We start from the raw sequence: 26,864 nt of genomic DNA, 5'->3' as shown, positions 1-26,864 counted from the left end.
GGGCCTACGACTTCGTATCCCAAGAGATTCGCGCCGCCGAAGACCCTGAGTTTGAGACGTTCTACACGAAGAACATTCTCTTAAACGAAGGGATGCGGGCCTGGATGGCTCCCCAAGATCAACCCCACGAACGTTTTATATTCCCTGAGGAGGTTTTACCGCGTGGTAACGCTCTCTAGTACTTCAACTCTCAATACCAGCCGCGACCTAGAATCCACTGGATTCGCCTGGTGGTCGGGCAATGCACGTTTAATCAACCTATCCGGCAAACTGCTGGGCGCTCACGTTGCCCATGCTGGTCTGATTGTGTTCTGGACCGGAGCCATGACCCTGTTTGAAGTGGCTCACTTCACCGTTGATAAGCCCATTTATGAACAGGGCTGTATCCTCATTCCCCACCTGGCCACCCTTGGTTTAGGCGTTGGCCCCGGTGGCGAAGTCGTGGATACCTTTCCCTATTTCGTCGTTGGTGTTTTACACCTGATTTCCTCCGCTGTCCTCGGCTTGGGTGGGATCTACCATGCCATCCGTGGCCCCGAAACCCTCGAAGAATATTCCGATTTCTTCGGCTATGACTGGGCGGATAAAAACCAAATGACGAACATCATCGGCTACCACCTGATCCTTCTGGGTTTAGGGGCGCTGCTGTTGGTGTTTAAAGCGATGTTCTTTGGTGGTGTCTATGACACCTGGGCCCCTGGTGGTGGGGATGTGCGGATTATCAGTAATCCCACCCTCAACCCAGGGGTAATCTTTGGCTACCTGATTAATTCTCCCTTCGGTGGCGAAGGCTGGATTGTCGGTGTGGACAACATGGAAGACATCATCGGTGGCCACATTTGGGTCGGCTTGACCTGTATCGCTGGCGGCATTTGGCACATCCTCACCAAACCCTTTGGTTGGGCCCGCCGTGCCTTCGTTTGGTCTGGAGAGGCTTATCTCTCCTACAGCCTCGGTGCGCTGTCCCTGATGGGCTTCATCGCCTCCTTCTTTGTCTGGTTTAACAACACCGCCTATCCCAGTGAGTTCTACGGCCCCACCAATGCTGAAGCGTCTCAAGCGCAAGCGTTTGTGTTCTTGGCCCGTGACCAACGGTTAGGCGCTAACATCGGTTCTGCCCAAGGCCCCACGGGTTTGGGTAAATACCTGATGCGCTCCCCCACTGGCGAAATCATCTTCGGTGGTGAAACGATGCGGTTCTGGGATTTCCGAGGCCCTTGGTTGGAGCCGCTCCGTGGCCCCAACGGTCTCGACCTGGATAAACTCCGCAACGATATTCAACCTTGGCAACTGCGCCGGGCTTCTGAATACATGACCCATGCTCCCAACGGTTCCTTGAACTCGGTGGGTGGGATCATTACCGAACCCAACTCCTTTAACTACGTCAACCCCCGCGCTTGGTTGGGAACCTCTCACTTTGTGTTGGGCTTCTTCTTCCTGGTGGGCCACCTCTGGCACGCCGGTCGTGCTCGTGCGGCTGCTGCTGGGTTTGAGAAAGGCATTGATCGGGAAACTGAACCCGTGTTGGCGATGCCCGATATCGACTAAGATTCACAAATTTTGGTTTGATATTGCCAAAGCCTCTGTCCTAGGACAGGGGCTTTTTTGTGCTTCTGATGACAAAATTGTCCCAGATCGGTAAAGTGCAATGGTATTATCACGTTAATCGGTACAGAGAAGGGAAACACTATATGACACCAGCATCCGTCTCTCCTGCGGTGCTCATCATTCTAGATGGCTGGGGTTATCGAGAGTCTGCGGATGGCAATGCCATTAAAGTTGCTCCGACCCCGGTTATGGATAGTTTGTGGGCAACCTATCCCCATACCTTGATTTACACTTCTGGCAAAAAAGTCGGTCTACCGGATGGTCAGATGGGTAATTCTGAGGTGGGCCATCTCAATTTAGGGGCGGGACGGATTGTCCCCCAAGAGTTGGTGCGCATTTCCGATGCCGTTGAAGATGGTTCTTTTCTGGAGAACCCGGTGCTTCGTGAATTGTGTGCCAATGTTCGTCAATCTGGCGGCAAGTTGCATTTCCTCGGACTTTGCTCTGAGGGTGGGGTTCACTCCCATGTGCAGCATTTGTTTGGTTTGTTGGATCTGGCTAAGGCGGAGGGGATTGACGAGGTTTGTCTCCATGTGTTTACCGATGGGCGGGATACAAAGCCGACGGAAGCGATCGCCGTCCTCAACCAAATCCAGGCCCAGATTGATGCGGTGGGTGTGGGTCAAATCACGACGATTAGCGGTCGTTACTATGCGATGGATCGCGATCGCCGTTGGGATCGGGTGGAAAAGGTCTATCGGATAATGACCGAAACCGGGGAGATTGATCCCCGTTCACCAGCGGAGATTATTCAAGCCTGCTATGACGAGGGGATTAATGATGAGTTTATTCCGCCGGTGCGGGTGGCAGCGGGGGTTGTGGAGCCGGAGGATGGCTTGGTGTTTTTCAATTTCCGCCCCGATCGCGCCCGACAATTAACGGCGGCGTTTGTGAAGCCGGATTTTCAAGAATTCCCACGGGAACAAATTCAACCCCTCCATTTTGCAACGTTTACCCAATATGATCCCACTTTGCCGGTGAGCGTGGCCTTTGCCCCCCAAAGTTTGAATAATATTCTGGGGGAAGTGGTGGCGAATCATGGCTTGAAGCAACTTCGTACCGCTGAGACGGAAAAATATCCCCATGTCACCTACTTTTTCAACGGGGGTTTAGAGCAGCCGTTCCCAGGGGAAGACCGGGAGTTAATTCCCAGCCCGATGGTGGCCACCTATGATAAAAAGCCGAGTATGTCCGCTGAACAGGTGACGGATGTGGCCTGTGCGGCGTTGGCGAAGCGGGAATATGCCCTAATTGTGATGAACTATGCCAACCCGGATATGGTGGGCCATACAGGAAACATGGCGGCGGCGGTGGAGGCGATCGCCACCGTCGATAAAACCCTAGGGCGGTTGATCGAGGCCATCGGCAAAGCCGGGGGTACGGCGATTATCACCGCTGACCATGGTAATGCGGAATGTATGTGGGATGAGGAGGGGAAACCCTGGACAGCCCACACCACCAACCGCGTGCCGTTAATCCTGGTCGAAGGGGAGGGGTTGAAAATTCCTGGCCATGGTACGGAAGCGCAATTGCGCGAGGATGGCCGCCTCTGCGACATTGCCCCCACGTTGTTGGAAATCATGGGATTACCCCAACCGCCGGAAATGACGGGGCGATCGCTCCTCCAACCGGCTTTGGTGGATCTCAAACCCAGTCGCACGCCGGTAAAAGTGGCATTGTGATCCCCCCTGCCCCCCTTAAAAAGGGGGGTTTTAGAAATAAAACTTAACCCCCTTATCAAGGGGGTCGGCGTAGCCGGGGGGATCTTGCAAACTTCGGCAGAGGGATCCCCCCTGCCCCCCTTAAAAAGGGGGGTGATGGGGCTATTGCATCAACCAGCCTTTCAGACGACGGGCCACTTGGGGACGGCGGAGTTTGCGCATCGCTTTGCTTTGAATTTGCCGCACCCGCTCCCGTGACAGATTGAAAATTCCCCCCACTTCTTCTAAGGTGTGGGGCTGGCTGCTATTTAAGCCATAGCGCAGCGTGATTACGTCTTTTTCCCGTTCCGTGAGGACATCGCTCAACACCTCCCAAATTTCTTGACGCATCATCGTTTCGCCCATTTGATCTTCCGGTAATTTGAGATCATCATCTTCGAGCAAATCCATTAACTCAGTATCCTCGCCCTTACCCACCCGATGGTTGAGGGAGAGGGATTGACGGCGCAGTTGGAAAAGGTGACGTAGTTGCTCCGGGGTGACATCCAATTCTTGGGCTAACTCGCTTTCGGTGGGGTTGCGTCTTAGTGTTTGCTTGAGGACGCGCTGGGCTTTTTTGAGTTTGTTGAGCTTTTCGACGATGTGGATGGGGAGGCGGATCGTGCGGGCATCGTTGGCGATCGTGCGGGTGATGGCTTGACGAATCCACCAATAGGCATAGGTGGAAAATTTATAACCTTTGTGGGGATCGAATTTTTCCGTGGCCCGATTTAAGCCGATCGCCCCCTCTTGAATTAAATCTAAAAAGGGAACGCCCCGGTTTAAATAGCGTTTGGCAATGGAGACGACTAAACGCAGGTTGGAGCGGATCATTTTGCGTTTGGCGATGCGCCCTTGATAGAGTTGTTGCTCCAGTTGTCGTTCGGTAATGTTTAAGGCGGTGGCAATTTCGGCGGCCGTGGGGGGGCGTTCGTATTCTTCACAGAGGCGATCGCGCAGTTCTTCAATCTCGACAATCAACCGTACCCGTTGGGCCAATTCCACTTCTTCATTGGGCTTGAGGAGGGGATAGCGGGCCATTTCTTTGAAGAATGCGCCCACCGTGTCATCTAGATCGCTCTTGCGATAATTGCGCCGTGCCTCAGCAGTGCCATGGGCTTCATGGGAAAACTCAATATCCACTAAGGGCGGTGACGCTCCCTGAGATTGAGGCTCTAAATCCATGGTCTTTAAACCTAGGGGTTGATCATTGAGGGCATTTAATGCAGTAACATTCATAGGATTGTGGAAATGAAGAAAGTCGGGTCTATTAAAAAACAAATTGTTAAGATAGAGGAGTAAAGTAAAAGTCAGTAAAGATCGGTTAGATCCTTCAATGGAGCAGCAGGAAGTTGCTCAATAGGCTAGCAGAAATGCCCAATTAATCTGTTTGCTGGATTACAAAACATTCCCGTAAAGTCTGAAAACTTTGACAAATTACAGAACGATTCGGGGTAATCTTAAGGGAGTCAAGGGACAATCCACCAGCCAATTACCAATAAAAAAAGGCTAACTCTGGAGTTTGTCCTAGCCTAACATTGGATTTTTAAAAATCTGGTAAACCTTAAAAAATATTTCACGGCGGTGGGGTCAAACATCACCGTTGCTGCAAACTGGGGGCGTTAAAAATCGCTTCTGGATTGAAGACAATGCTGCTGGTTTCCCGCAGATAGCCAGTAATGTAGGGTTCCAGGTCTGGACTAAAGAGGCCCGTGGGGGGTTGCAACAGGGAAGGGAGGTGACTGGTGATTTCCTCGACGGTTTGCACCATTAACCCCAAGGTACGCCCCGCCACATCGAGAACAATCACCGTGACGGTGGAGAGGGCGGCCAAGTCTAAACCGCCTAAATTGAGTAAATGGTTGAGATCAATCACCCAAAGCATTTCCCCCCGCCAGTTATAAATACCCAGCACCGCATCGGGCATATCGGGGACAGGGAGGACATGGGCGATCGCCATGTGTAAAATTTCCTGAATCGATTCCACCGGCAACAATGCGGGATTCTCTAACCCCAATTGAAAACAGAGGTATTTTTGCTCCACCTCTGGGGTCATGGTGGGGGCGAGGGTCGTGGTTCCGAGAGATGTGGGTAGGGTGATGATCGCTTCCCGCAGGGAAGTCCCGGACTCCAGCCAGGCGGCTAAATCAATGGCCAGGGCGGTGCTGGCTAGGGAAAGATGATCCCGCCAGAGGGGTTGGGTTTGGCCCCGTTGATAGGCGGCGATCGCCACCGTACTTAACCCCGGCACTTGCAACTTTTTCAACCCCCGCTCAATAATCGGCACACAGGTTTGCGGAGCAGGACTCGCCCCTTCCCCCACCAACGCCACACAGAGACAACGATCCTGCCAAGTCACCTGAGCATCCACCCCTAAGGGATGGAGTTTGTAATTGAGCAGACGGGCGATGATCGCCGGTTCACCGGCCCGGGCCTGCTCCAAAATGGCCGCCTGATCGAGGGGGGCTAGGTTCATGGCTCAAAGGTAATCACAGAGGAGGGTGTCACGGGTGGCGCGGCCGGTGGTGGGGTTCACGCCCGTGGCTTGTTCACATAACTCCGCTTGAATATCTGCCCGGAGCAGGACATCGGTAAAATCGGCCCCCTCAATGTTGGCCCCCTTAAACCTTGCCCCCATGGCTAACGCCCCCTCAAGCAAGGCATTTTTTAAATTAGCTCGGGTTAACCGGGTAGACCCCAAGGCGGCAAAGCGCAAATTGGCCCCCTCTAAGTTGACGGAATCCATATTTGCGGAAAAGAACGTCACACCCTCTAAATTGGCATGACTAAAATCACTTTGGCGTACATCAGCACTTTTAAAGCTGGAATCCCGCAGGTCTTGCCCGGCAAAATCGATGCCGTTTAAAAACCGATTGTTATAGTCTGTGGCAGTGGCGACGGGGGCGATCGCCCCCCACAGGCAAAGGACGCTGATCACCACAGCACAGAACCGAGACCAGTGGCGTTTGATCATAGCTTGTTCGCTCAACAGAGGATTACAAAAGGTTTTAATGTCATCCTACCAAAGATTGCCGAAGACTCCAGCGATTTAGCCTAAGCAGCCACGGTGGTGAGGAGGGGGAAACCAAGGGATTCCCGCTGTTGGTAGTAGCGTTGGGCCACTTGCCGGGCGAGGTTGCGGATCCGGCCGATGTAGCGGGTGCGCTCGGTGACGGAAATTACGCCCCGGGCATCGAGCAAGTTGAAGGTGTGGGAGCATTTCAAAACATAATCATGGCTGGGCAGGACGAGACCCCGCTCGATCAGTTGGCTGGCTTCCTGTTCGTAAAGACTAAAGAGTTGGAAGAGGCGATCGCTATCGGCGGCTTCAAAGTTGTAGGTGCATTGCTCCACTTCCCCTTGGAGGTGAATATCCCCGTAGGTGATGTTGCCCTGCCATTGGATCTTGGCGATCGCATCCACATCTTGCAAATACATGGCCAACCGCTCCAACCCGTAGGTAATTTCAATGGAAACGGGGCGGCAATCGATGCCCCCACATTGTTGAAAATAGGTGAACTGAGTGATCTCCATACCATCAAGCCACACCTCCCAACCCACGCCCCAAGCGCCCAAGGTGGGGGATTCCCAATTATCTTCCACGAAGCGAATATCGTGATCCTCCGGATGAATCCCTAGGGCCTGGAGGGAGGCAAGATAAACCTCCTGGATGTTGTTGGGGGAGGGTTTGATCAGGACTTGGTATTGATAGTAATGCTGATAGCGGTTGGGGTTTTCCCCGTAGCGGCCATCGGTGGGGCGGCGGCAGGGTTCCACATAGGCCACAGACCAAGGTTCTGGGCCAATGGCGCGGAGAAAGGTGTGATGGCTCATCGTGCCGGCCCCTTTTTCGGTGTCGTAGGGTTGAGCAATCAAGCAGCCGCGATCGCTCCAAAATTGATTGAGGGTTGCAATGACGGATTGAAAACTAAGGGCCACAATATTTCTGGAAAAGACGGCTCCCCCATTATCCCCCCACAGAACCCAACCTTGGGCAGGGGGGAAAGATTTTCGGGGAGAGTGCAGGGTTTGCGCGGAGGGCGAAAAATTTTCGGGGAGGGCGAAAAATTTTTCGCCCCTACTACCTTATTTATGGAATAAAAACAAGATCAGTTTACGATCACCAGAGGATCAGTTAGATCACGGAGGAATTGATCTTGTCACCTAGGGGCGAAGTGAGTGATTCTATAGGAGTCATCACCAATCACCCAACACAAACCACTCGTGTTCCCTAGGGGGTAGCTCAAACCGGCTACCCCCTTTTCTTTGGCCAGAAAGGTGAGGGGGTAGAATTGATGCGATTTCCCCCTGCTGGATTATGCTCTCTGTTCAAGTTGCTGAAGACCTGATTCTCAATGCTATTCACCCCCCCCAAGAGGCTGAAACTGTTGCCCTCACCACTGCCCTAGGCCGGGTTTTAGCCCAACCCGTCACCAGTCCGGGGGATCTGCCCCCTTGGGATAATTCCGCGATGGATGGCTATGCGGTGCGATCGCCCGATGTTCATTCCTGCCCTGTGACGTTAGAGGTAGTCGAAGAAATTGCCGCCGGTCAAGTTCCCTGCCATCAACTCCAACCGGGGGAAGCGGCCCGGATTTTCACGGGGGCAATGGTTCCCCCTGGGGCAGATGCGATCGCCATTCAGGAAGAAACCCAACGGGAAGGCGATCGCGTCACGCTCCTCAATCCCCCCCAACCCGGTTTTATCCGTAAACAGGGGAGCTATTGCCGCCAAGGGGAGGTAATTTTGCCCGCCGGAACCCGGATCGGCCCGGCGGAAATGGCCGTCCTCGCCACCGTTCAGGCCCTTTCCCTCTTGGTCTATCCTCAGCCCAAGGTGGCGATCTTCTCCACCGGCAACGAATTAATCCCCCCCGATGCCACCTTACAACCGGGTCAGATTGTCGATTCTAATCAATGGGCCTTAACTGCCGCAGTTAGCCAACTGGGTGCGATTGCGATCCCGTTGGGAATTGTGCCAGATCAACCCGATGCGCTCCGGGCCAAAATGGAGGCGGCCATTAGCCAGGCCGATCTCGTCCTCTCCACGGGTGGCGTATCCGTGGGGGATTATGACTATGTAGAGGGCTTGTTAGGGGAATTGGGGGGCGATATCCAGATCCGCAGTGTGGCGATTAAACCCGGTAAGCCGTTAACTGTAGCGAATTTTCCCCAATGTCTCTACTTTGGCATCCCCGGCAATCCTGTTTCTGCCCTGGTGACATTTTGGCGTTTTATCGCTCCGGCCCTGCGAAAACGGGCGGGATTGGCAGCCCCCTGGGGGCCGCAATGGGTGGAGGGGCGATCGCCCCAAACCCTCAAAGCCGATGGCAAGCGAGAAACCTATCTTTGGGGACAACTCCATTGGCCCCAAGGCCGGCCCGAATTTCACCCCGCCTCAGGGGGTCACAATTCCGGCAACCTGATCAACCTTGCCCGTACCACCGCCCTCGCCGTCTTACCCGTAGGGGTGAAGGAAATTGCAGCGGGGGAACCTGTGCAAATTTTGGTGATCTGAAAAATGTAGAGGCGTTGGCGTAAGCCTGCCGGAAGCACAAAAATCCTTCGCCCCCTGTAGGCAATGTTAGGCAATGTGGGGGCGTTGGCGTAAGCCTGCCGGAGGCACAAAAATCTTTCACCCCCACACCCATTAATTTCATACAGTAGGTTCAGTAGGTAGGTTTAGTAGAGCAACACCTCCGGCGGGTGCGCCCGCCAAAGTTGCTCAAGGCGAGTAGCGGGCATCGTCAGATACAACACATCATTCGCCTGTAAACAGCTTTCCAGCAACGTCCAGCCATGGACTTGGCGGCCCTGAGTTTCTAAATAGAGCGGCACAAAATCCGAACCTTGGGCCGCATCCCGCACCGACTTACCAAAAAAGGGATGATGGGGCGTGATCATCGTCGCCAATGCCACCCAAAGCAAATCATCAGTCATCCCATTACCCAAAATCCGCCCCCCCAAGGCCGCCGCCGCGAAGGAAGGAGCCGCTAACTCATTGGGGCAAAGCACCGTATCAAACTCAAAAACCTGTTGTACTGAGAGGGAAAACTGAGGATCATGGTTGCGAACAATCACCGGCAATTGGGCAGCAATCCCCTTCGCACAAAGGGCAATCTCCACATTGACCATATCGCTACTGGTGGCCGCCACCAACGAAGCCGCAGTTTTGACATTAGCCGCATTGAGAGTCGTGGAAAGGCTGCCATCTTCGATGATCACCGGAATACCCATAGACCGGGCAGAATGAAGAAAGCGATTATTCGGGTCATGTTCAATTACCACCACCTCATGGCCTTGGGCAATTAACTGCTGGACAATGCGAAACCCCACACCCCCCAAACCACAAACAATGTAATGGTGAGATTGAGGCACTTGGGTCGCGGCCCAAAATTGCCGTAGACGACTCCCTAAGATGAAATCGTTAATTAGGGCGTAGCAAATCCCGATCACGCCGGCCCCCACCAGCATCATCACAGCGGTGAAAAATTTGATCAGATCCGAAGATTGCTCCGCTACCGCTTCTTGCCCTCCCGCTCCGGTGATCATCCCCACGGAAAAATAGAGGGCATCGACGGGGGATGTGTCGAAATTGGTGCTGATGTAGGTAACGGTGGCCAGCAAAATCGTCGCGAGGAGTGCGAGGGTGACGATCGCCACCGAGCGGCCATAATGCTGAAATTTGCGCAGGCTGAGAATCGCTTTAAACAATTGCCGCAGGCGGGAGCGGCGGGCAGCGCGGATCGTGGGTTGAGTGCCGATGATCAGGCGATCGCCCGGTTGCAGCGTTTTCTCTGCCATAACTGCGGTGACTAAATCACAGTCCTCACTCGCAGAGAGGTAATAGATCAGCATCCGCGTCGGGTTTTCCCAAAATTCACTGAGGCGACGACCGAGCCAAGGGTGATCCCGGTTAATGATTTCCTCATGGATCGGCCAGGTTTGATCATACAGTTGCAACTGGCCAATGGCTTTATTGCCCAAGGCGGCAAAGGTAAAGATCGGGGCGGCCAATTTGGCCACGCTCATGCTGACATGATTGCTGAGGGTTTGATCGAGGCGTTCCCCCAACGTGTGATTAAAAATGCGGTTGATGATCTGAATTTTGGGGTTAATCACCCGCGCCCGTGTCACCACTTCCAGGTTAAGGGCATCATCATCATTGGCCAACACCAAAGTATGGGCAAAGCGAATCCCCGCTGCCACCAGAGTGCTATTGCTGCGCAGATCCCCCAAGATAATATCATCGCCATTTTCACCCGTAACGGGGCGATCGCTCACTCCCATTACTTCAGCGCCCTGTTGACGGAGGAGGTGAAAAATTTTGTAGCCAGTTCGCCCTAACCCATAGACTATAATTTTCGGTTTCATGGAACCCCGCTCCGTGGTCATAGGCACAATGGCCTTGATCGAGATTATGCCATCTTCCATTGTGACCAACTTTTAACCCACGGATTGTATTACAAATCACGATGTTGCGAATGCTCTCCTTCACCCCTAAGGTTGCTTTAGCCAAATTTCCCTAAGGGGAAGAAGGGTCTAACCTGCTGAATTTGGGAGAAATTTGTCCAGCCCTAGGTCTGGACAAATTTTCTTCCCTTGATTTCCTTGCGTTTTCAAGGTGCTGCTGCTACGATAAATAACTGTGGAAATTAAAGGGGTCGATGCCCGAGTGGTTAATGGGGGCGGACTGTAAATCCGCTGGCTACGCCTACGTTGGTTCAAATCCAACTCGGCCCACCACAATTTTGCCCGCGTGGCTCAGTGGTAGAGCACACCCTTGGTAAGGGTGAGGTCATGAGTTCAATCCTCATCGCGGGCTTTTGTTTTTAATCGATGCTCCTCTGGCGTAGCTTTTGGCAGTTCTAGCGCTGCTTGGGGGAATTATGGTAGGGGCAAAAATTGGTATAAGGGCGAAAAATTTTTCGCCCCTACAGGATGAAGCCTAAGAACCCCTCTCGCGCCATGGCTCTGCCGTGGCGCGGTTCTTTGGCGGCTCTGCCGCATGTTCAACGAGGCGTTCCTCGGTAGATCTCAGCAACAAGGGGATTGATTAACCCCAAGCATCGGGATCGGTATCCTTGACCACTTCAGCTTTAATCACGGTATCTCCTTCAATATCGGTGTCGGCAATATCAGCAAGGGCTTCGAGGTCTTTCACCACATCCGGCTCTGGAATATTGCTGAGATCCTCATCGGGGATCCCTTGTAAATCCTCCGTACTCACTTCCGGCATGGTGGGGAGGGGAGGAGCATCGGGTTCTGATGATGTAGGCTCGGAGGATGGCATTGGAGCGGGAGCAACCGCTGCTAGATCGGGTTCTGATTCAGATTCGTCTCCCCCTTCCGACGGATCAAGATTTGGGGGTTCTGTGGGTGAGGATGATTCCTGAAAATCTTCCTGAAAATCTTCCTGAAAATCTTCAAACTGATCCCCATCAGGTTCTGGGGTCGATGCGGCCATCATCTCAGGCTCAGGTGTTGGGGTAGGAGCTTCTGCCACAACAGCCTCCAGTTCAGATTCAGGAGCAGGAGCAGGGGCTGCTTCTGCGACCGATTCAGGCGGATCTGCGACAACCACCGGCTTCGATTTTCCATCGGATTGGCGCTGGAACAATGCCCCCAGTTTGAACCGCTGTTTCACCTGCGCCACCGTTCCTTCAGTCACCTCGGTTTGATCTAATAAAGGGGTTTTGAGTCGGCGTAACGTCAGAGTTTGCCACCCCAACCAACCCAGGAGAGCAACACTAGCGGTTTGCCCCAACAATACGCCCCCTGTAATCCGGCCGGCACAGACCCACAACACAAGGGCATAGAATAACCCCACCCCACTCCAAACCAAATCGCGAGGGCGGTGTATTTCGGGGAAGAAGAAGGCCGCGATGTAAAAAATGAAACTACCAAGGGCAACGGCGATCGCCAAAATGTGAGCCAGCATAGGGAAAATGTCCTGAGGAGCCGGAGGGTTTATTCTCAATTGAAACACAGGGCGGGGCTGCCCCATCGTCAATTGGGGGAAGTCTGGTTAATCCCGCCAGGTTTGCGTCACCGAAGAGAGCCAGCTTCGTTCGAGCTTGGGCTTTGGTTTTGGTTCAATATCTGTGTCTGCATCGGGATCCACCTCTTCCTCCAACTCCACACCCTCGTTGTGATAGGTGACGATGGTTTGCTGATGGGATTGGCCATTGCCATTGCCATTGCTAGAGGTGACGGTTGTATCGCGATCGCCATGGCCATTTTGATGTTCCGCGATGGTATCTTCCTCTGCCTCGCCATCGACTTGGGTCACTGCCGTATCACTATAGTCCTCTTGGAAGAGGTGAGCATATTCCGCCATCGTTTCCATGGCCAAGGTCGTTTCTTCGGGGCCATCCTCCGTTTCCAGTACATCCGCAGCGGTATCCGCTTGGTGGAGTTGAGAGGGTTGATTGAGGTGATGAGGAGAGGGCGATCGCCCTTCCACCGTACTCTGCTCACCCCGGGCCACCGTAGTAGACTCCGGCTTCAGCATACCAGCCAAGAAATCCACAGCCACCGGCTCCTCAGGGGTAGCGGGTACGTCCGGTTGAGGCATTTTGATTTGAATACTTTTCACCCCATTGACGATTAAACCCAAAATATTTAAATCCGTTTGCCGCAGCGTTTCCTGAGCCGCCCCAGCATCGGTTTTATTGAGCACACCCGGCCGCAACACCAAAAGCACACCATCGGTGAGTTTACTCAACGACAGCATTTCTGGAGCCACCAGCAAGGCCGGCGAATCGATGATCACATAGTCATAAATTTCAGACATCCGCCGGATCAGAAGTTCCATGCGATCGCTATCCAGCAATGCCACCAAATGGGGCGCAACAATCCCCGCACTCATAATGTCCAAATTCGCAGTCATGGACTGAATCGCCTGCTCAGAAATAATCTGCTCCTGCAACACATTCCCCAACCCCCACACACTATTGAGCCGCCAAATTTCATGCTGTTGGGGAGCCGCCATATCCGCTTCCAACAACAGCACCCGATTGGAAAGCAGAGACAGAGAAACCGCCAAATTAGCCGCCGTTACCGATTTGCCTTCCCCAGGGACTGAACTGGTGACAGCTAAAATGCGGGCTTTTTGTTCCCGGTTAATCAGTTTCAAATTGGTCTGAAGCCGTCGATAGGCCACCGTCACCGCATAGAGCGGACTGGTGGGATCAGCGGAGGTTTCCACCAAGGGAAGGTTATAGTTCACATCCCGGTATTCCCCCTCCGCCGCTACGGGCCAATCCTGGGGATACCAAGCGGGAATCGTACCAATCACCGGGTATTGATGGAAAAAGCGGCGGGCTTCATATTCAGTGCGGATGGAGCGATCAATGAGTTCCAGCAAGATGGCAATGGAAAACCCTAAAAATCCCCCCAACATCCCCCCAGCAATCAATTCTAGGGAAATCAGTTTCGCCGCATTGGCCGGAAAAATTGGCACTTCGGCGGGGGTAATAATGCGCACGTTCCCCACCTCTTGGTTTTCCCGGACGCGGGCTTCCTGTAAACCCGCTAGGAGGGTCTCATAGGTCGTCCTTGCTGCCTGATGTTTCCGCTCTAGTTCCCGCTGCTGTTGCTCCAAACGGGGGATTTGTTCGGCTCGAGTTTCAAAGTTGTTGAGCTTGGCCCGCAGGGCAGTGAGGGAGCGCTGTAAGCCCAAGCTGGTGAGGTTGTCATCGACAATACTTGCCCGCAAGGTCTGCTCCTGTTGACCCGCTTCGATGATGGCATAGTTATCGAGGTTTTCTTGGGTAATTTGGTTGATCCGCTGGGCGAGGAGCGCTTCGAGGCGATTTCTGCGGTCAACGAGGGACTGAACAGCGGGGTTCGCATCGGTGAAGCGCGATCGCTGATTCTCCAACTCCAATTCCAACTGCTGGAGAGAACGATACACTTCCTGCACACCTGCGGATTGGCTCAGGGCGTTGGCGGTGAGGGCTTGTTCCGGGGTAAGGCCTAACTCCCGATTGACAAACTCTAGGCGAAGATTAACGGTTGCCAATTCCCGCTCCTGGGATAGGATTTGGGCTTCAAGGGAGGCGACACTTTCCGTCACAACTCCCGCCTCCCGCTCTAGGGAGATCACCTCATTATTTTCCTTAAAGCGCCGCAGGGCAAACTCTACCCCCTGTAGCTCTGCCTCCACCTTGGGGAGTTGCTCATCAATGAAAGCACGGGTAGCTTTGGCCTGTTGACGGTTGGTTTCAACATTATTTTCAATGTAAACATTCATCAACGTGTTGATCACTTGGGCCGCATCAGCGGCCCGTTCAGAGCGAAAGCCCAAACGGAGAATATCGGTTTGGGTAATCATCTCGACTTCCAGGTTACTCCCGATATAACCGGCCCCTAAGGGGTTGCCATCGGCATCGCGCAACTGAAGCTGATTGGCGACTTTTTCTAAGATAGGACGGGATTTAATCACCAAAGTCTCGGTGGCGAGGGGATTGCTCAGGGCACTGGTGGGGTTGAGTAAGCCCCGATCATTGCTCAACCCCACAAAGGAAATCGATTGCTGAGGAACCAGTTGTAATGTACCGCCAGCTTGATAAATGGGGGTCTCGAACATGGGAGGCACACCCCCACCCACCGCCCCCAGAAAACCGCTGACGATGATAATCGGCCAGCGACGTTTGATAATCAACCAAATCTGGCGAATATTAACTTCAATATCGAACTGTTCACGGGTGCGCATGGGCAAAACAACAGGTGGAGATCGCTCAGGGGGTGAGTTTTGCTTCCCTGCTTTTTAAGGATAGTCTAGATGTTCATGGGCTGACATCGGATCCCGTGAATTCTGACGCTGATTTCAAGTTCCTTTGTTCCAACAAAGCCCATGAAAATCCGGATCAATCAAGCTGAGACATGATACTCCTATCTTAAACTACAAGATCATGATTGAGATTGAGCCATGTCAAGCTTCACCCCGTTTCGCCCCCATACCCATGAATTTGCAACCTTTTGATCCCGCTCACTTTTTGATTATGGTCGTGGATGACACGGCTCCTAACCTGAAGATTATGGGAAGTATCCTTGAAGGTGTGGGGTATAAAACAACCTTTGCAATGAATGGCCAGCAGGCAATTGAGCGATTGGCGACGGTGACACCGGACTTGATTTTGTTGGATTGGATGATGCCGGAGATCAATGGTCTGGAAGTGTGTGAAATACTCCAAGCCAATCCCCAACATCAACAAATTCCGATCATTTTTCTCACCGCCCGTCAGGATCGGGAGTCCTGTGTTCAGGCTTTGGAAACGGGGGCAGTGGACTATATTACCAAGCCCTTTCATCGCCTGGAACTGTTGGCACGGGTGCGGACGCATCTGCGCTTGAAGGATATGAGCAATCGCCTCCAGGCTTCTCTCCATGCGGTGGAGCATTTGGCCCGCACCGATGCCCTGACGGGGATTTTAAACCGGCGATCGCTCTTTGAGTTTGCCGACCATCAGTTTCGCCTCGCCCAACGCTATGGTAAATCCTTTGCAGTGATTATTTTTGATATTGATCACTTCAAGGGGGTGAATGATAACTATGGCCATTTAGCGGGCGATCGCGTCCTCAAAGCGGTGACAGCCATGGTGCAATCCCAAATTCGTACCATGGACTGTTTTGGCCGCTATGGAGGGGAGGAGTTTGTGTTGGTGTTGCCCGATAGTGACCACACCGCCGGGAGTATTTTGAGCGATCGCCTCCGTAAAAACCTCGAAAATCTGCAAATTCATCCCATTGAACAGCCCATCACCGCCAGTTTCGGCGTGTCTGCCTACGAACCCCAAGATGATCACATTGACACCCTTTTCAATCGGGCTGACCAAGCCCTCTACCATGCGAAACAAGCAGGGCGCAATTGTAGTTTTGTTTGCAGCTATAGTGACCTGCTCCCACAATTTAATAATTGTCGGGAGATCACCCTTGAAACCATAGAGCCAGCGGAACCCGATGCTTAATCAGCGGTGGCGGTTTCAGGGGCAGGTTGGGCCGATACCGGCTGGGCTGCGGCATGGCGCTCTTCAGCGTTGGCCATCACCGTTTCAAATTTTTCGAGAATCTCACCGGGATAGCTTTCCAGGCTTTTGGTGGCAAAGGAAAGCCGGTTTTTTTGCTCGTCAATCTCGAGGACGACGACCTTGATCGCTTGGCCAACGGTGAGAACGGTACTGGGGGCTTGGATCGTATTGCGGCTGATCTGTTTCACATGGAGCAACCCGGTTAGGCCGCCAATATCCACAAAGGCCCCATAGGGTTGAATATTCACCACTGTTCCCGCCACCAATGCGCCGGGTTCTACGGTGCGCATCGCCGCTGTGCGGGCCGCTTCCCGTTGGGAGAGCACCAGTTTACGGCGGTCGGGGGAAACTTCGAGACAGGTGACGGTGAGGGCTTGGCCCACCAGTTCATCGGCAGTGCCATCGCTGAGGCGTTTCTTTTCCGATTCCATCAGGTGCGATCGCGGGATAAAGGCCCGCAAACCTTTCACTTGGCCCATCAACCCGCCGCGATTACTCCCAGTGACCCGCATTTGCACGGTTTTGCCCGTTTCCTGAAGTTCAACCAATTCATCCCAAGCCTTTTGGATCGCCAACTGCCGCCGGGAGAGAATCACCTGGCCATCGGCATCCTGATCCCGAATGATTAAAAATTCTAAGGGTTCCCCCTGGGGGAGGGCGGCGGCAATATCCGGGACACGGGTGAGGGCAATTTCATCCAGGGGAATAAATCCGGCTGCTTTCCCGCCAATTTCCACAAAGGCCCCATCGGTGGTGTATTCAATAATCGTGCCTTTGACCACCTTGCCCCGTTCAAAGTCAAAACGATAGCTCTCCTGTTCGAGGGCTTGGGCAAAGTCATCCATGGAGAAGGACGGTTGAGAGGAAGAAGAAGGCATAACGATTAAGGAAAACGATAGGAAAAGGGGAGAGTCGCCAATCACCCCGGATAACTCTTAAATATTAGCCGATGGCGCGGGGGATAGCTGACTGTGGAATAACTCTAGTACCTTTTGCCATGCTGCTTCTGCTGCTGCGGGTCGGTAATCGGCGCGGCGATCGCACATAAACCCATGGCCCGCCTCTGGGTAGCGGTGAATTTGATGGTCAATGCCATGGGTTGCCAAGGCTGCGGCCACCTGCTCCACTTCCTCAAGGGGAATGAGGGGATCCTGCTCCCCAAAAAAGCATTCAATTCGACCCTGAATTTCCGGTGTACGGGTGAGGGTTGGCGGGCCGCCGCCAGGGGTGAGGGTAGCAATGCCCGCACCGTAGAAGGAAGCGGTGGCCAGGACATCGGGGAGCGTGGCGGCTAGATAGGCCACATGACCCCCAAAACAAAACCCGATAGTTCCCACCCCGATGGGGGCAACGTTGGGCAGTTGGTAGAGGTAGCGGATTGTGCTGCCAATATCGCTGAGGAGTTCGGGGGCAGTGGTTTGGTTTTTGTATTCCCGCCCTTGGCTCACATCGGCTGCGGTGTAGCCCGTCTCGTAGCCGGGGGCTAGGCGTTGATAAATCGCTGGGGCAATGGCCACATAGCCCGCTTGGGCGATACGTTCCGTAACCTGGCGAATGTGGGGGTTAACCCCGAAAATTTCCTGAATGACGATCACCCCAGGATAGGGGCCGCCGCTGGTGGGGTGGGCAAGATAGGCTTGAATCTGGAGATCCCCGTTAGGAATCTCAACGGTGACGGTCTTTAGGGATGGAACAGGCATCAGCATTAACGGGTCTTCAGAATTTCTCTGTACAGCCTAAACTGGAGACTAGACGATTCTGTCTCTTTGCTGGCAAATTTTAAGTTTTCCTATGGCTAATCCGGTGCAATTTCACATCCAGACCGACAGCGATATCCCCGCCTCTCGGCAGTTGTTTGATCAAATTCAGTTTGCGATCGCCTCCCGCCAATATCCCCCCGGTCATCGCTTACCCAGTACCCGCCAACTGGCCCAGATCACCGGCCTCCACCGCAACACCGTCAGCAAAGTTTACCGGCAATTGGAGGAAACAGGCTTAGTCGAATCCCAGGCAGGATCGGGAATTTATGTCCGACCCCAGGGCCATGAGGGGGGGACAAATTTGCGATCGCCCAGTTTGGAGCAATACCCCGAAGCCTACAAACTCGTTCAAAAAAGCCTCGACGATCTCCTCTCCCAAGGCTGTACCCTCTCCCAAGCGCGGGAATTGTTCCTTGCCGAAATTGATTGGCGGTTGCGCTGTAGTGCGCGGGTGTTAGTCACTGTGCCAGCGCGGGATTTGGGGGCGGGGGAATTGATGGTGCAGGAGTTGGAAGATTCTTTATTGATCCCGGTGCAGTTAGTGCCATTGGAGGAATTGGCGGATGTGTTGAGTCTGACCCATTCGGGGACGGTGGTAACGAGTCGGTATTTTATTAAAGAAGCGGAGGCGATCGCCGCCCCCCGTTCTGTGCGGGTCATCCCCGTCGATATCTGCGACTACATGAAGGAATTAGCCCTGATGAAAACCCTGCCCAAAAACACCACTTTGGGCTTAGTCAGCCTCAGCGCAGGCATCCTCAACATTGCCGAAACCCTGGCCCACAGTCTCCGGGGGGATGATCTCCTCGTCATTGCTGCCCAAGTCAACGACACTTACAAGGTCAACGCCCTGATCCGCAGTTCCCAAACCATCCTCTGTGATAAGGCCAGTTATCAGCAGGTGAAGCAGGCGATTCTCAACCTCCGCGATGACCTAATCCGCCACCCGGATTTAGTCTGTAGTGAGAACTACATTGGCGAGAAATCCATTAATCTCCTGAAGCGAGAACTGGGGTTGGGTTAGTTTGGGGCTGTTCCTCCCGTTAAATATAGTGAGGGTCGCGAGAAATTCAGCAATGAGCATTGTTATTTCCAACGAAATGTTAACCGCAACCCGGATGAGTGAGGCTGAAATGCGTCAAGAAATCGCGGTGATGTTGTTTGATCGGGAGAAGCTAACCCTTGCCCAAGCCAGTCGATTTGCAGGCTTGAACCCTGTCACATTTCAGCACTTACTGGCCAGTCGTCAGATCCCCATCCACTACGGGATAGAAGATTTTCAAGAGGATCTTGAAAATCTACGGGCAATGGGCAGATTGTGATCATGTCAATGAATAGGGTTTGCCCAGAGGTGATGGAGGGTTGTGCGATCGCCCTCTAAATCGACCTCATCGTAGTGCAAATCAGCATGATGCTGCTTTAAAAAAGCATCGACTGCCCAGCGGGAGGGTAGCCCTAGCATCCGACCCACTTCACCATGGGTAATTTTTTCAGTTTGGTAGGCTTGAATCACCAAAGATTCTAGAATTTCAAGAGCGAGGTGATCACGATTAAAGTGCTGAATGAGTGTTTCCGGGAGATCAATGGTAATTTGCATGATCGAGGCTCCGTATTCGAGATTTTGATGGCGTTAGAGACCATTTTAAGGGAACCAGATACGCCGATCGCCCTCGTAAAACCGCAACCGCGCCGGGCCGAGATAAAGGCTGAAATCTTCAGCCATAAGCACCGTAATGCCGTAGCTGTATTCACCGCCCCAACGGGGATTGTAATGGGGGCGAAGTTGGAGGACGATCGCACTATTGGGGGGGATGGGATCGGCGAAGGTGAGGATCAGGGGTTCAGTGTGGCCGTTGCCGCTGTGGGAGGCGATCGCCCACGCTGCCCCATTCACCCAAACCCGTGTTTGGTCTAAGCGGAGTTGGATCGCCTCTGTGCCGCTGCGTTGCTGGATTTGGATCGCTTCAATGGGTTGGGCATCGGCGGGGGAGGCTAGGGTGATCCGGTATTGGGCATAACGGGAACGTACCCGATTATTTGTCGTGGTGGCTTCGAGGAGTTGGGGTGCACGACTGGGGCGCGTGGCCTCCGTTTGGGCTTCAACAGGAGCCAAGGGCATCAGGCTCGAACTGAGGGCGATGGGTGCGCTGGCGCAGATCGCCCCCCACAGTAGCAAAACAGACGCAATCCGCATCATCACCTCACTGAATATTTAAAATGTTTGATCTCTTCACCCTGGACTTAAAAATTTAAAAATTTGTGCCGGGGTTGCGTTGCTGCTCCAAAAACGTGAAAATTTCCGTTTCGCACCGCTCCGGATCGGACAGAAACGCCCAATGATGGCCGGGGATGACGCGATGGTCGAGGGAACTGAGATAGCGGTGATAGGGGGCCAATTGCCAGGCAGTGCGATTCACCCCCGCTGTGGGTTGGAGTAAAAGACTGGGGAGGGTGAGCGATCGCCTCAAACCCGCCACCTTGATCACCTCCTGAAAAATGCCATTGCGGGCAGCGATCGTGAACTTACTCCCCCATTGGCCATCGGGTTTGGCTTCCATACCCTCCCGAAAGACTGCTGATTGAAAGGGAGTCCATTCTCGATATTGCTTCAGGGTTTTCGCCTTGGCGATCGCCTCTTCTTCCGACAAGAACGGCCCCAACAACTGCAAAAAAGGCAACGTCCGATAAAGGAGGGGAAACGTCAACCCCACCCAATCCGGCAACTGTTGGATTAAAAATGGATCAACCAACGTCAAACTTTTCACCTGGGCCGGGCATTCCGTCGCCCACACACAGGCTACCTTCGCCCCCCAAGAATGCCCCACCAGATGCACCGAAGATTCCCCCAACGCCGCGAGTAAAGCCTGTAAATCTCCCACCATGGCGGCAAAACTGTAGGCGGCCGGGTCTTCCGGTTTACTGCTCTCCCCATGGCCGCGCAAATCCGGCGCAATACAATGATAGTGGGGCGCTAAACGTTGGGCCAAACTCGACCACACACCGCCATGATCCGCCAAACCATGGAGGAGGATCACCGGCTCCCCAGTTTTCCCCCATTCCCGATAGGCCAGATCTAGGCCCGGAGCAAGGGGTAAGGATTGACGGGGGATGAGAGCGGAGGGCGGGGTAGAGATGAACATGGTTGTTAAGGGGTTGAGCGAAGGATGGGGAGGCGGTTAGGCCTTGGGCCGCTCACTGTGGCGATCCGTGAGGTACTCTACTTTATCCCGCAACAGGATTGTGAATTTATACAATTCTTCCATCACATCAATGACGCGATCGCGGTAGGGGGAATCCTTCATCCGGCCATCTTCGTGAAATTCTTGATAAGCCTTAGCCACCGAGGATTGATTGGGGATCGTGAACATCCGCATCCAACGGCCGAGGATGCGAAGCGTATTCACCGCATTAAAAGATTGGGAACCGCCGGACACCTGCATCACCGCCAAGGTTTTACCTTGGGTGGGCCGGATCGCCCCGATTTCCAAAGGAATCCAATCAATTTGCGTTTTGATCAACCCGGAAACATTGCCATGCATTTCCGGACTTGACCACACCTGTCCCTCCGACCATTGCACCAACTGCCGCAATTCCTGAACTTTGGGGTGGGTATCGGGTTCGGCCCCATGGAGGGGGAGGCCACGGGGATCAAAAAAGCGGGTTTCTGCCCCCAAATCGGTGATGATCCGGGCAGCTTCTTCGGCGAGGAGGCGACTATAGGAACGCTCCCGCAGGGAGCCATAGAGGAAGAGGATGCGGGGGGGATGGTCGAAACTCATGGCTAAAAGGAAAACATCAAAAAAAATTGTTGCATTTCTGGGGACGGTTGTTAAACAATCACAAGAAAACCACCCTAGAACAACTAGAACTCCCCAACTTGTCTCAGGGCTTCGTTATAAACTTGCTGACTCAGACGAAATTTAGCCACAGTACGCAGGGCATCAAGCTGTTCTTGTAAATTCATAATTATACCTTGCCGTTTTGCCCAAATTAAGAGACCTAAAGTACCCAGTATTGGTGAATTCATCCGTCTTCCCACTTGTCGCGCTTTCTTTTCATCTAGCAATAGAGCTTCTGAAGCCTGCTCAATCCATAATAAGATCGCCTCTGCTTCACCTCGATCTAGATCTTGCTGCAATAGGGGTATTAAACTCTTGTTTTTTACCTCCTCAATAGACAACCAATTGTTTAATCCCGCCGCAACTTCTGCTGATCCTGGCCGTCCTGCACTAGTTTCCACCACTTCATACCACACTGCCTGTGGAATCACAATACCGCCTGGAAATCGCTGCGTTAATATCGACAATTGCCCAATGCTACTCAAGGCAATCAAGACCGATGAGTTGCTAATTGCTTTCAATCTAATTGCTCCAATGTGCTTAGATCTTTTTGTAGTTCTTCTAAGTCATAACTCCGTTCAATTTGCTCATCTCCTAATAATATGTGAAACTCCCACTTTGTCATTTGCGCTAACTCCCGTGCCTTGCCAAAAGAGAGTAAGCCTTTTTGGTATAAACGAACGGCTAATTCCCGTTGCACACGAGAGATCCGCTCTGAAGGTGGAAGTTGAAGAGAGTCAGCAACATCATTTGAGATTTCTAGTACCAAACTACTCATGATTTTTCTTCCACTGGGTCAATAACAATCACTCCCTCATTGTATCCTGGCGATCGCCTTGGGAATCACCCTGATCAGGATCGCCCCTCTTCCCCATCAATTAATGATCCGTTGCACAATAAACGCCAACACCTCCCCTAAACCCTGTTGGGTTTTTAAATTCGTGAAGACAAAGGGGCGATCGCCCCGCATTTTTGCCGCATCCCGCGCCATCACCTCCAAATCTGCCCCCACATAGGGAGCCAGATCAATCTTATTAATCACCAACAGATCCGATTTGGTAATCCCCGGCCCGCCCTTGCGGGGAATTTTATCCCCCGCCGCCACATCGATCACATAGAGGGTGAGATCCACCAACTCCGGGCTAAACGTCGCCGCCAAATTATCGCCGCCACTTTCGAGAAACACCAACTGCAACGGGTCAAACAGCGCTTCTAGCTCCTCCACCGCCGCCAAATTCATCGAGGCATCTTCCCGGATTGCCGTGTGGGGACAGCCGCCGGTTTCCACGCCCCGGATGCGATCGGGGCTGAGGGCCTGCGATCGCACCAAAAACTGCGCATCTTCCTGGGTATAAATATCATTCGTCACCACTGCGATCTGATACCGATCCCGCAACGCCTTACAGAGCGCATCCAGTAGCGCTGTTTTCCCCGACCCCACTGGGCCCGCAATGCCAACACGATAGGCAGCCATGATTTCACCGTGAAACAATCAAAGCCAATAATAGCAATCCGGAATGATTCAAGAAACCGACTACTCCCCTCTCCCACAGCTTAAGAGAGGGGTTTGGGGTAGAGCCAGCAATCCAGCCAAGGGGAAAACGCGATCGCAAATCAACCTCAGCCCTTTGGCGGGAAGTCCTATAATGAAACCACGTTAGCCCTCAGGCGGCTTCTATTTAGCTTTATTAGCGTGGTCTTATGATTAACCCGGCGTTTCAGTACCCGATCTTCGGCACAGAAATCCAATGTCCCCATTGTCGCCAAATGATCCCGGCGTTGACCCTGACCGATACCTATCTCTGTCCCCGCCATGGTGCCTTTGAAGCCGATCCGAAAACGGAGGAATTGGTTCATTTGCAATCGGGGCGACATTGGCGACAATGGGAAGGGGAATGGTATCGCCAACATACCCACCCCGACGGGATTCGCTTTGAAATCCATGAAGCCCTCGATCGCCTCTACACCCAAGGCTACCGCGCCACCAAGGTGATGATTGCCCACCGCTATCAAGAGTTGGTGAGTGCCTATCTCGAACGCAGCAGCCCTTGGCGCAGCGGCAACAGTGATGCAAAAATACCCCGGTTATACGGCTTGCCGGTGGTATTCAGCCCCGAAAATGCGGAAGATCCCTCCTGGGATGTGATTAATTTCGCCCTAGAGAAAGAGCCAGGCGTACCCGTGCGTTATCCCTATTTCCGTCTCTTTGATTAGTAGGGGCGTTGGCATAAGCCTGTCGGAGGGGCAAAAAATCTTTCGCCCTGGTTTGAGTAGGAGCTTTTCCCCCGGGGCAATCTTTTGCCCCCAAGGGTTTAAAGCAACTTTTCGAGGCGTTCCTTGGCCCAAAGACTGATTAAATTGCGGGCGAGAAGGAAAAACCAAAAAGCCGCGAGACCAAAAAGCGCGATCGCCCCTCCATCATGCCCTCCCAAAAGTAGCCCAATGCCCCCTAGGAATGTGAACCCGGTTAAACAGGTATAGATCAGGCATTTCAGGGCGAGATGAATGCGGCGCAAAAGGCGATCGCTCACATCTGAACGGGTGCGAAACTCCCATTCCCCCTGATTAATTCGACTTTCTAACAACGCAATGGCCTGCTCTGCACTGCTCGGTTTCGTGAGTTGATACTGCACAAAAGAGCGGGCTTGCTTCGCTAATTTGCGCAGTAAATTGCCCTTATCGACATTTTGGGTGAGGTTGGCAATAAAGGGCTTGCTGGCCGCCAATAAATTGTATTGCGGGTTGAGATTGCGGGCAATGCCGTCCAGGGTAGAAACAGATTTAACAATAAACATCATCTGAGCCGGGAGCCGAAACGGTTGCTGTTCAAACAGCACATAAACCTCATCACTCATTTCCTGAAAGGCCCGCAAATCCACCGGCTTCTCCCGAAACCGATCCAGAACAAAACTCACCACCCGCCGCACCGGAGTCATATCCTGCATCGGCTCCAATAGCCCCATATACATCAAACTATCCACTACGGCATTAGTATCCTTGCGTAACACCCCAAAAAAGGTATTAATCATCTGGTCTTTAGCCAGGGCCTTCACCTCTGTCATCGTACCGAAATCATAGAAAATCAGCCGACCATCCCGACGCACCGCCATATTGCCCGGATGGGGATCCGATTGAAAAAAGCCATCTTCTAATAATTGTTTTAAATAACAAGAAACTCCCAATTGAATAACATGATTGGGATCAATTTGGCAATCTTCAATGGTGCGGCGATCATCGATTTTAATGCCGGGTAAATATTCTAAAGTCAGCACCTTTTTCGAGGTATAGCGCCAATAAACCTTAGGAACTAAAATATGATGATAATTTTTAAAGTTATTTTGAAACCGCTCGGCATTGCGGCCTTCATTCATATAATCAATTTCTTGATAGAGTAGCCCAAAAAATTCATGATAAAGGGCTTCCAGTTCATATTTTCGCGCTCCCGGTACATATTGATTCAACAACCGCACCACACGATGCAACACCTCAATATCCAGGTTAAACAACGCCTCCAACCCCGGTCGCTGCACCTTCACTACCACCTCCTCACCACTGTAGAGTTTGGCACGGTGAACTTGGCCCAAACTGGCGGCCGCTAGGGGAAAAGGATCAAACTCTTCAAACAAATTTTGTACCGATCCCCCCAATTCCGCCTCAATCACCGCCATGGCTTCCGCCGTGCCAAAGGGGGGAACACGGTCTTGGAGTTCGCTGAGGGCTTCGACGTATTCCAGGGGGATGAGGTCGGAGCGAGTGGAAAGGGCTTGGCCCAGTTTGATGAACGTTGGCCCTAGTTCGAGGAGTTGACGCACTAACCACTGGGCGCGGCGACGGCGTTGGCGTTTGCCATTCCCCCAGAGGCGATCGCCCCCCAATTGGATGAAAAACTGAGTGGCCACACCAAAAATATCCAGTTGACGGGTGAGGGGAGAATATTTTTTACGTTGCCAACGGGGTGCTTTCATAGCGGGGCAAGATGCAGAGAAAAAACCAAGTCCACAATCAAGGACTGCAATCCTCTAGACTACAGGGAAACTTGCGTCCTAGGCGATCGAGAATTTTCCTTAATAAAGGAATCCTGACGGATGGGGGGATTGGGGATCTCCTTCCAGCCCATAATGAAGGGATGTCTTGGAGTACGGATGCAAAGCACATCCCGACGAGATTCGCCATCATCGGTGTGGCAATGTGAAAGAATAGGAACGTTAACCGCTCAATCTGGGTTCATGAACAATGCTGGATTTTAATTGGCTCAATGATTTACTCGGTCGCCATCCCGAACAAATTAAAGCACGGGTAGAAATCTACACTTGGCAAACCTGTCCCTATTGCATTGCGGCTAAGGCCCTGCTGTTGTGGAAAGGGGTGAATTTTCAAGAATATAAAATTGATGGCGATGCCGCCGCCCGTGACCAAATGGCGCAACGGGCCAACGGTCGCCGCTCTGTGCCGCAAATTTTCATCAATGATGAACATATTGGCGGTTCTGATGATCTCTATGCTTTGAATGAAAAGGGTTTACTCGATAGCCGCCTCAGCCAAGCTGCCTAACCATTCCCCATTGCCCATTCCCTAATTATGGGGCAATTTCCGAATCCGATAGCCCTGAACTTCCAAGAGTTCATAGTTTTCTGCCCCCATGGCCGCCGCAAAGCGGGCTTCGGTGGCATCAACGAGATCTGTAGGAACTGCATTCCAGAGTTCTTCGCTCTCCCAATGGACAATCACCACCACCTGATCGGGGGCAGCCCCTAACCAAATTTCTTTGCCGAGGTAGCCGGGAGAAGAGGCGATCGCCTCATCCCAAATTTCCTGATCCAATTGGATAAATTTTTCCCGCAGTTCTGGCTTAACGCGAAAACGCAACCATTCGTTAATCATAAAAACCCATTGCACAATATTGTTATTGTGCCATTGCTGGGG

At 52.8% G+C, this 26,864-nt stretch carries 27 protein-coding genes and 2 tRNA genes; 11 read left to right on the top strand and 18 right to left on the bottom strand.

The features are described 5' to 3' along the window. The 3 genes from VB712_RS12225 to gpmI all read left to right on the top strand — a co-directional run. On the top strand, positions 1-179 hold a 179-nt coding region (locus tag VB712_RS12225), incomplete at its 5' end, for a photosystem II protein D2 (protein WP_323252885.1). Next, complete coding sequence (gene psbC, locus VB712_RS12220; RefSeq protein WP_323255050.1) at positions 163-1,548, top strand: photosystem II reaction center protein CP43; 1,386 nt, start codon at positions 163-165, stop codon at positions 1,546-1,548. The genes VB712_RS12225 and psbC, both read left to right, overlap by 17 nt. A gap of 143 nt (positions 1,549-1,691) precedes the next feature. Further along, a complete protein-coding gene (gene gpmI / locus VB712_RS12215; RefSeq protein ID WP_323255048.1) occupies positions 1,692-3,290 on the top strand; it encodes a 2,3-bisphosphoglycerate-independent phosphoglycerate mutase in 1,599 nt (532 codons plus the stop codon). Positions 3,291-3,431: 141 nt separating this feature from the next. Here gpmI and VB712_RS12210 read toward each other — a convergent pair whose 3' ends face one another. The 4 genes from VB712_RS12210 to glyQ all read right to left on the bottom strand — a co-directional run bounded on the left by VB712_RS12210 (position 3,432) and on the right by glyQ (position 7,247). Beyond that, positions 3,432-4,547 carry an RNA polymerase sigma factor, RpoD/SigA family gene (locus VB712_RS12210; protein ID WP_323255046.1) on the bottom strand — a complete coding sequence of 372 codons (1,116 nt, stop codon included), beginning with the start codon at positions 4,545-4,547 and terminating at the stop codon, positions 3,432-3,434. 358 nt (positions 4,548-4,905) lie between these two features. Continuing rightward, positions 4,906-5,784, bottom strand: coding sequence for a chemotaxis protein CheW (locus VB712_RS12205; protein ID WP_323255044.1), 879 nt, complete (start codon positions 5,782-5,784; stop codon positions 4,906-4,908). 3 nt (positions 5,785-5,787) lie between these two features. Next, on the bottom strand, positions 5,788-6,282 hold the full coding sequence (locus VB712_RS12200; RefSeq protein WP_323255042.1) for a pentapeptide repeat-containing protein: 495 nt from the start codon (positions 6,280-6,282) through the stop codon (positions 5,788-5,790). 80 nt (positions 6,283-6,362) lie between these two features. Next, on the bottom strand, positions 6,363-7,247 hold the full coding sequence (gene glyQ / locus VB712_RS12195) for a glycine--tRNA ligase subunit alpha (RefSeq protein ID WP_323255040.1): 885 nt from the start codon (positions 7,245-7,247) through the stop codon (positions 6,363-6,365). Between the two features lie 379 nt (positions 7,248-7,626). Between glyQ and glp the strand changes: the two genes are divergently transcribed. Next, a complete protein-coding gene (gene glp, locus VB712_RS12190) occupies positions 7,627-8,826 on the top strand; it encodes a gephyrin-like molybdotransferase Glp (RefSeq protein ID WP_323255038.1) in 1,200 nt (399 codons plus the stop codon). A 164-nt stretch (positions 8,827-8,990) separates the two neighbouring features. Here the strand turns inward: glp and VB712_RS12185 are convergent, their stop codons facing one another. After that, positions 8,991-10,682: a potassium channel family protein gene (locus tag VB712_RS12185; RefSeq protein ID WP_323255036.1), complete on the bottom strand. Its 1,692-nt coding sequence runs from the start codon at positions 10,680-10,682 to the stop codon at positions 8,991-8,993. A gap of 287 nt (positions 10,683-10,969) precedes the next feature. Here VB712_RS12185 and VB712_RS12180 point away from each other — a divergent pair. Next, a tRNA-Tyr gene (locus tag VB712_RS12180) sits at positions 10,970-11,054 on the top strand. Positions 11,055-11,061: 7 nt separating this feature from the next. Then, positions 11,062-11,133, top strand: a tRNA-Thr gene (locus tag VB712_RS12175). Between the two features lie 231 nt (positions 11,134-11,364). Here the strand turns inward: VB712_RS12175 and VB712_RS12170 are convergent. Then, positions 11,365-12,249 carry a Ycf66 family protein gene (locus VB712_RS12170; RefSeq protein WP_323255035.1) on the bottom strand — a complete coding sequence of 295 codons (885 nt, stop codon included), beginning with the start codon at positions 12,247-12,249 and terminating at the stop codon, positions 11,365-11,367. Between the two features lie 87 nt (positions 12,250-12,336). Then, the gene (locus tag VB712_RS12165; protein WP_323255033.1) at positions 12,337-15,027 is read right to left on the bottom strand and encodes a polysaccharide biosynthesis tyrosine autokinase; all 2,691 of its coding nucleotides are present in this window, start codon (positions 15,025-15,027) and stop codon (positions 12,337-12,339) included. Positions 15,028-15,277: 250 nt separating this feature from the next. On the opposite strand from VB712_RS12165, the gene VB712_RS12160 reads away from it, so the two are divergent. Next, a complete protein-coding gene (locus VB712_RS12160; protein WP_323255031.1) occupies positions 15,278-16,282 on the top strand; it encodes a diguanylate cyclase in 1,005 nt (334 codons plus the stop codon). Here the strand turns inward: VB712_RS12160 and VB712_RS12155 are convergent. After that, entirely contained in the window at positions 16,279-17,220 is a 942-nt protein-coding gene (locus tag VB712_RS12155; protein ID WP_323255029.1) for a S1 RNA-binding domain-containing protein, read from the bottom strand. The two genes, VB712_RS12160 and VB712_RS12155, sit on opposite strands and share 4 nt — an antisense overlap. Before the next feature lie 57 nt (positions 17,221-17,277). Next, complete coding sequence (locus tag VB712_RS12150) at positions 17,278-18,042, bottom strand: dienelactone hydrolase family protein (protein WP_323255027.1); 765 nt, start codon at positions 18,040-18,042, stop codon at positions 17,278-17,280. Positions 18,043-18,133: 91 nt separating this feature from the next. Here VB712_RS12150 and VB712_RS12145 point away from each other — a divergent pair, with 91 nt between their 5' ends. Both VB712_RS12145 and VB712_RS12140 read left to right on the top strand, forming a co-directional pair. After that, entirely contained in the window at positions 18,134-19,126 is a 993-nt protein-coding gene (locus tag VB712_RS12145; protein ID WP_323255025.1) for a GntR family transcriptional regulator, read from the top strand. A 52-nt stretch (positions 19,127-19,178) separates the two neighbouring features. Continuing rightward, a complete protein-coding gene (locus tag VB712_RS12140) occupies positions 19,179-19,424 on the top strand; it encodes a UPF0175 family protein (RefSeq protein WP_323255023.1) in 246 nt (81 codons plus the stop codon). A 5-nt stretch (positions 19,425-19,429) separates the two neighbouring features. Here the strand turns inward: VB712_RS12140 and VB712_RS12135 are convergent, their stop codons facing one another. The 7 genes from VB712_RS12135 to ureG all read right to left on the bottom strand — a co-directional run bounded on the left by VB712_RS12135 (position 19,430) and on the right by ureG (position 23,415). Further along, positions 19,430-19,699: a UPF0175 family protein gene (locus VB712_RS12135; RefSeq protein WP_323255021.1), complete on the bottom strand. Its 270-nt coding sequence runs from the start codon at positions 19,697-19,699 to the stop codon at positions 19,430-19,432. A 45-nt stretch (positions 19,700-19,744) separates the two neighbouring features. Then, positions 19,745-20,296 carry a DUF2808 domain-containing protein gene (locus VB712_RS12130; RefSeq protein WP_323255019.1) on the bottom strand — a complete coding sequence of 184 codons (552 nt, stop codon included), beginning with the start codon at positions 20,294-20,296 and terminating at the stop codon, positions 19,745-19,747. A gap of 55 nt (positions 20,297-20,351) precedes the next feature. Next, positions 20,352-21,242, bottom strand: coding sequence for an alpha/beta hydrolase (locus VB712_RS12125; RefSeq protein ID WP_323255017.1), 891 nt, complete (start codon positions 21,240-21,242; stop codon positions 20,352-20,354). A 36-nt stretch (positions 21,243-21,278) separates the two neighbouring features. Then, positions 21,279-21,881: an arsenical resistance protein ArsH gene (gene arsH, locus VB712_RS12120; RefSeq protein ID WP_323255015.1), complete on the bottom strand. Its 603-nt coding sequence runs from the start codon at positions 21,879-21,881 to the stop codon at positions 21,279-21,281. An 83-nt stretch (positions 21,882-21,964) separates the two neighbouring features. Further along, positions 21,965-22,462 (bottom strand): DUF3368 domain-containing protein, encoded by a 498-nt coding sequence (locus tag VB712_RS12115; RefSeq protein WP_323255013.1) that lies wholly within the window; start codon positions 22,460-22,462, stop codon positions 21,965-21,967. Further along, positions 22,459-22,719: a UPF0175 family protein gene (locus tag VB712_RS12110; RefSeq protein ID WP_323255011.1), complete on the bottom strand. Its 261-nt coding sequence runs from the start codon at positions 22,717-22,719 to the stop codon at positions 22,459-22,461. The genes VB712_RS12115 and VB712_RS12110 overlap by 4 nt, the downstream gene beginning before the upstream one ends. A gap of 96 nt (positions 22,720-22,815) precedes the next feature. Continuing rightward, on the bottom strand, positions 22,816-23,415 hold the full coding sequence (ureG, locus tag VB712_RS12105) for an urease accessory protein UreG (protein WP_323255009.1): 600 nt from the start codon (positions 23,413-23,415) through the stop codon (positions 22,816-22,818). Between the two features lie 227 nt (positions 23,416-23,642). Between ureG and VB712_RS12100 the strand changes: the two genes are divergently transcribed. Then, on the top strand, positions 23,643-24,155 hold the full coding sequence (locus tag VB712_RS12100; RefSeq protein WP_323255007.1) for a TIGR02652 family protein: 513 nt from the start codon (positions 23,643-23,645) through the stop codon (positions 24,153-24,155). Positions 24,156-24,253: 98 nt separating this feature from the next. Here the strand turns inward: VB712_RS12100 and VB712_RS12095 are convergent, their stop codons facing one another. After that, complete coding sequence (locus VB712_RS12095) at positions 24,254-25,906, bottom strand: AarF/ABC1/UbiB kinase family protein (RefSeq protein ID WP_323255005.1); 1,653 nt, start codon at positions 25,904-25,906, stop codon at positions 24,254-24,256. 268 nt (positions 25,907-26,174) lie between these two features. Between VB712_RS12095 and grxC the strand changes: the two genes are divergently transcribed. Then, positions 26,175-26,492 (top strand): glutaredoxin 3, encoded by a 318-nt coding sequence (gene grxC / locus VB712_RS12090; protein ID WP_323255003.1) that lies wholly within the window; start codon positions 26,175-26,177, stop codon positions 26,490-26,492. Positions 26,493-26,513: 21 nt separating this feature from the next. Here grxC and VB712_RS12085 read toward each other — a convergent pair whose 3' ends face one another. After that, positions 26,514-26,822: a TIGR03792 family protein gene (locus VB712_RS12085; RefSeq protein ID WP_323255001.1), complete on the bottom strand. Its 309-nt coding sequence runs from the start codon at positions 26,820-26,822 to the stop codon at positions 26,514-26,516. Positions 26,823-26,864: the final 42 nt, after the last annotated feature.

The organism is Spirulina sp. CCNP1310 (assembly GCF_034932185.1).
In the GTDB taxonomy this organism is placed as follows: domain Bacteria; phylum Cyanobacteriota; class Cyanobacteriia; order Cyanobacteriales; family Spirulinaceae; genus Spirulina.
Note: the sequence above shows the minus strand (reverse complement) of the source record. Positions and strands in the feature narration are given on the sequence as shown.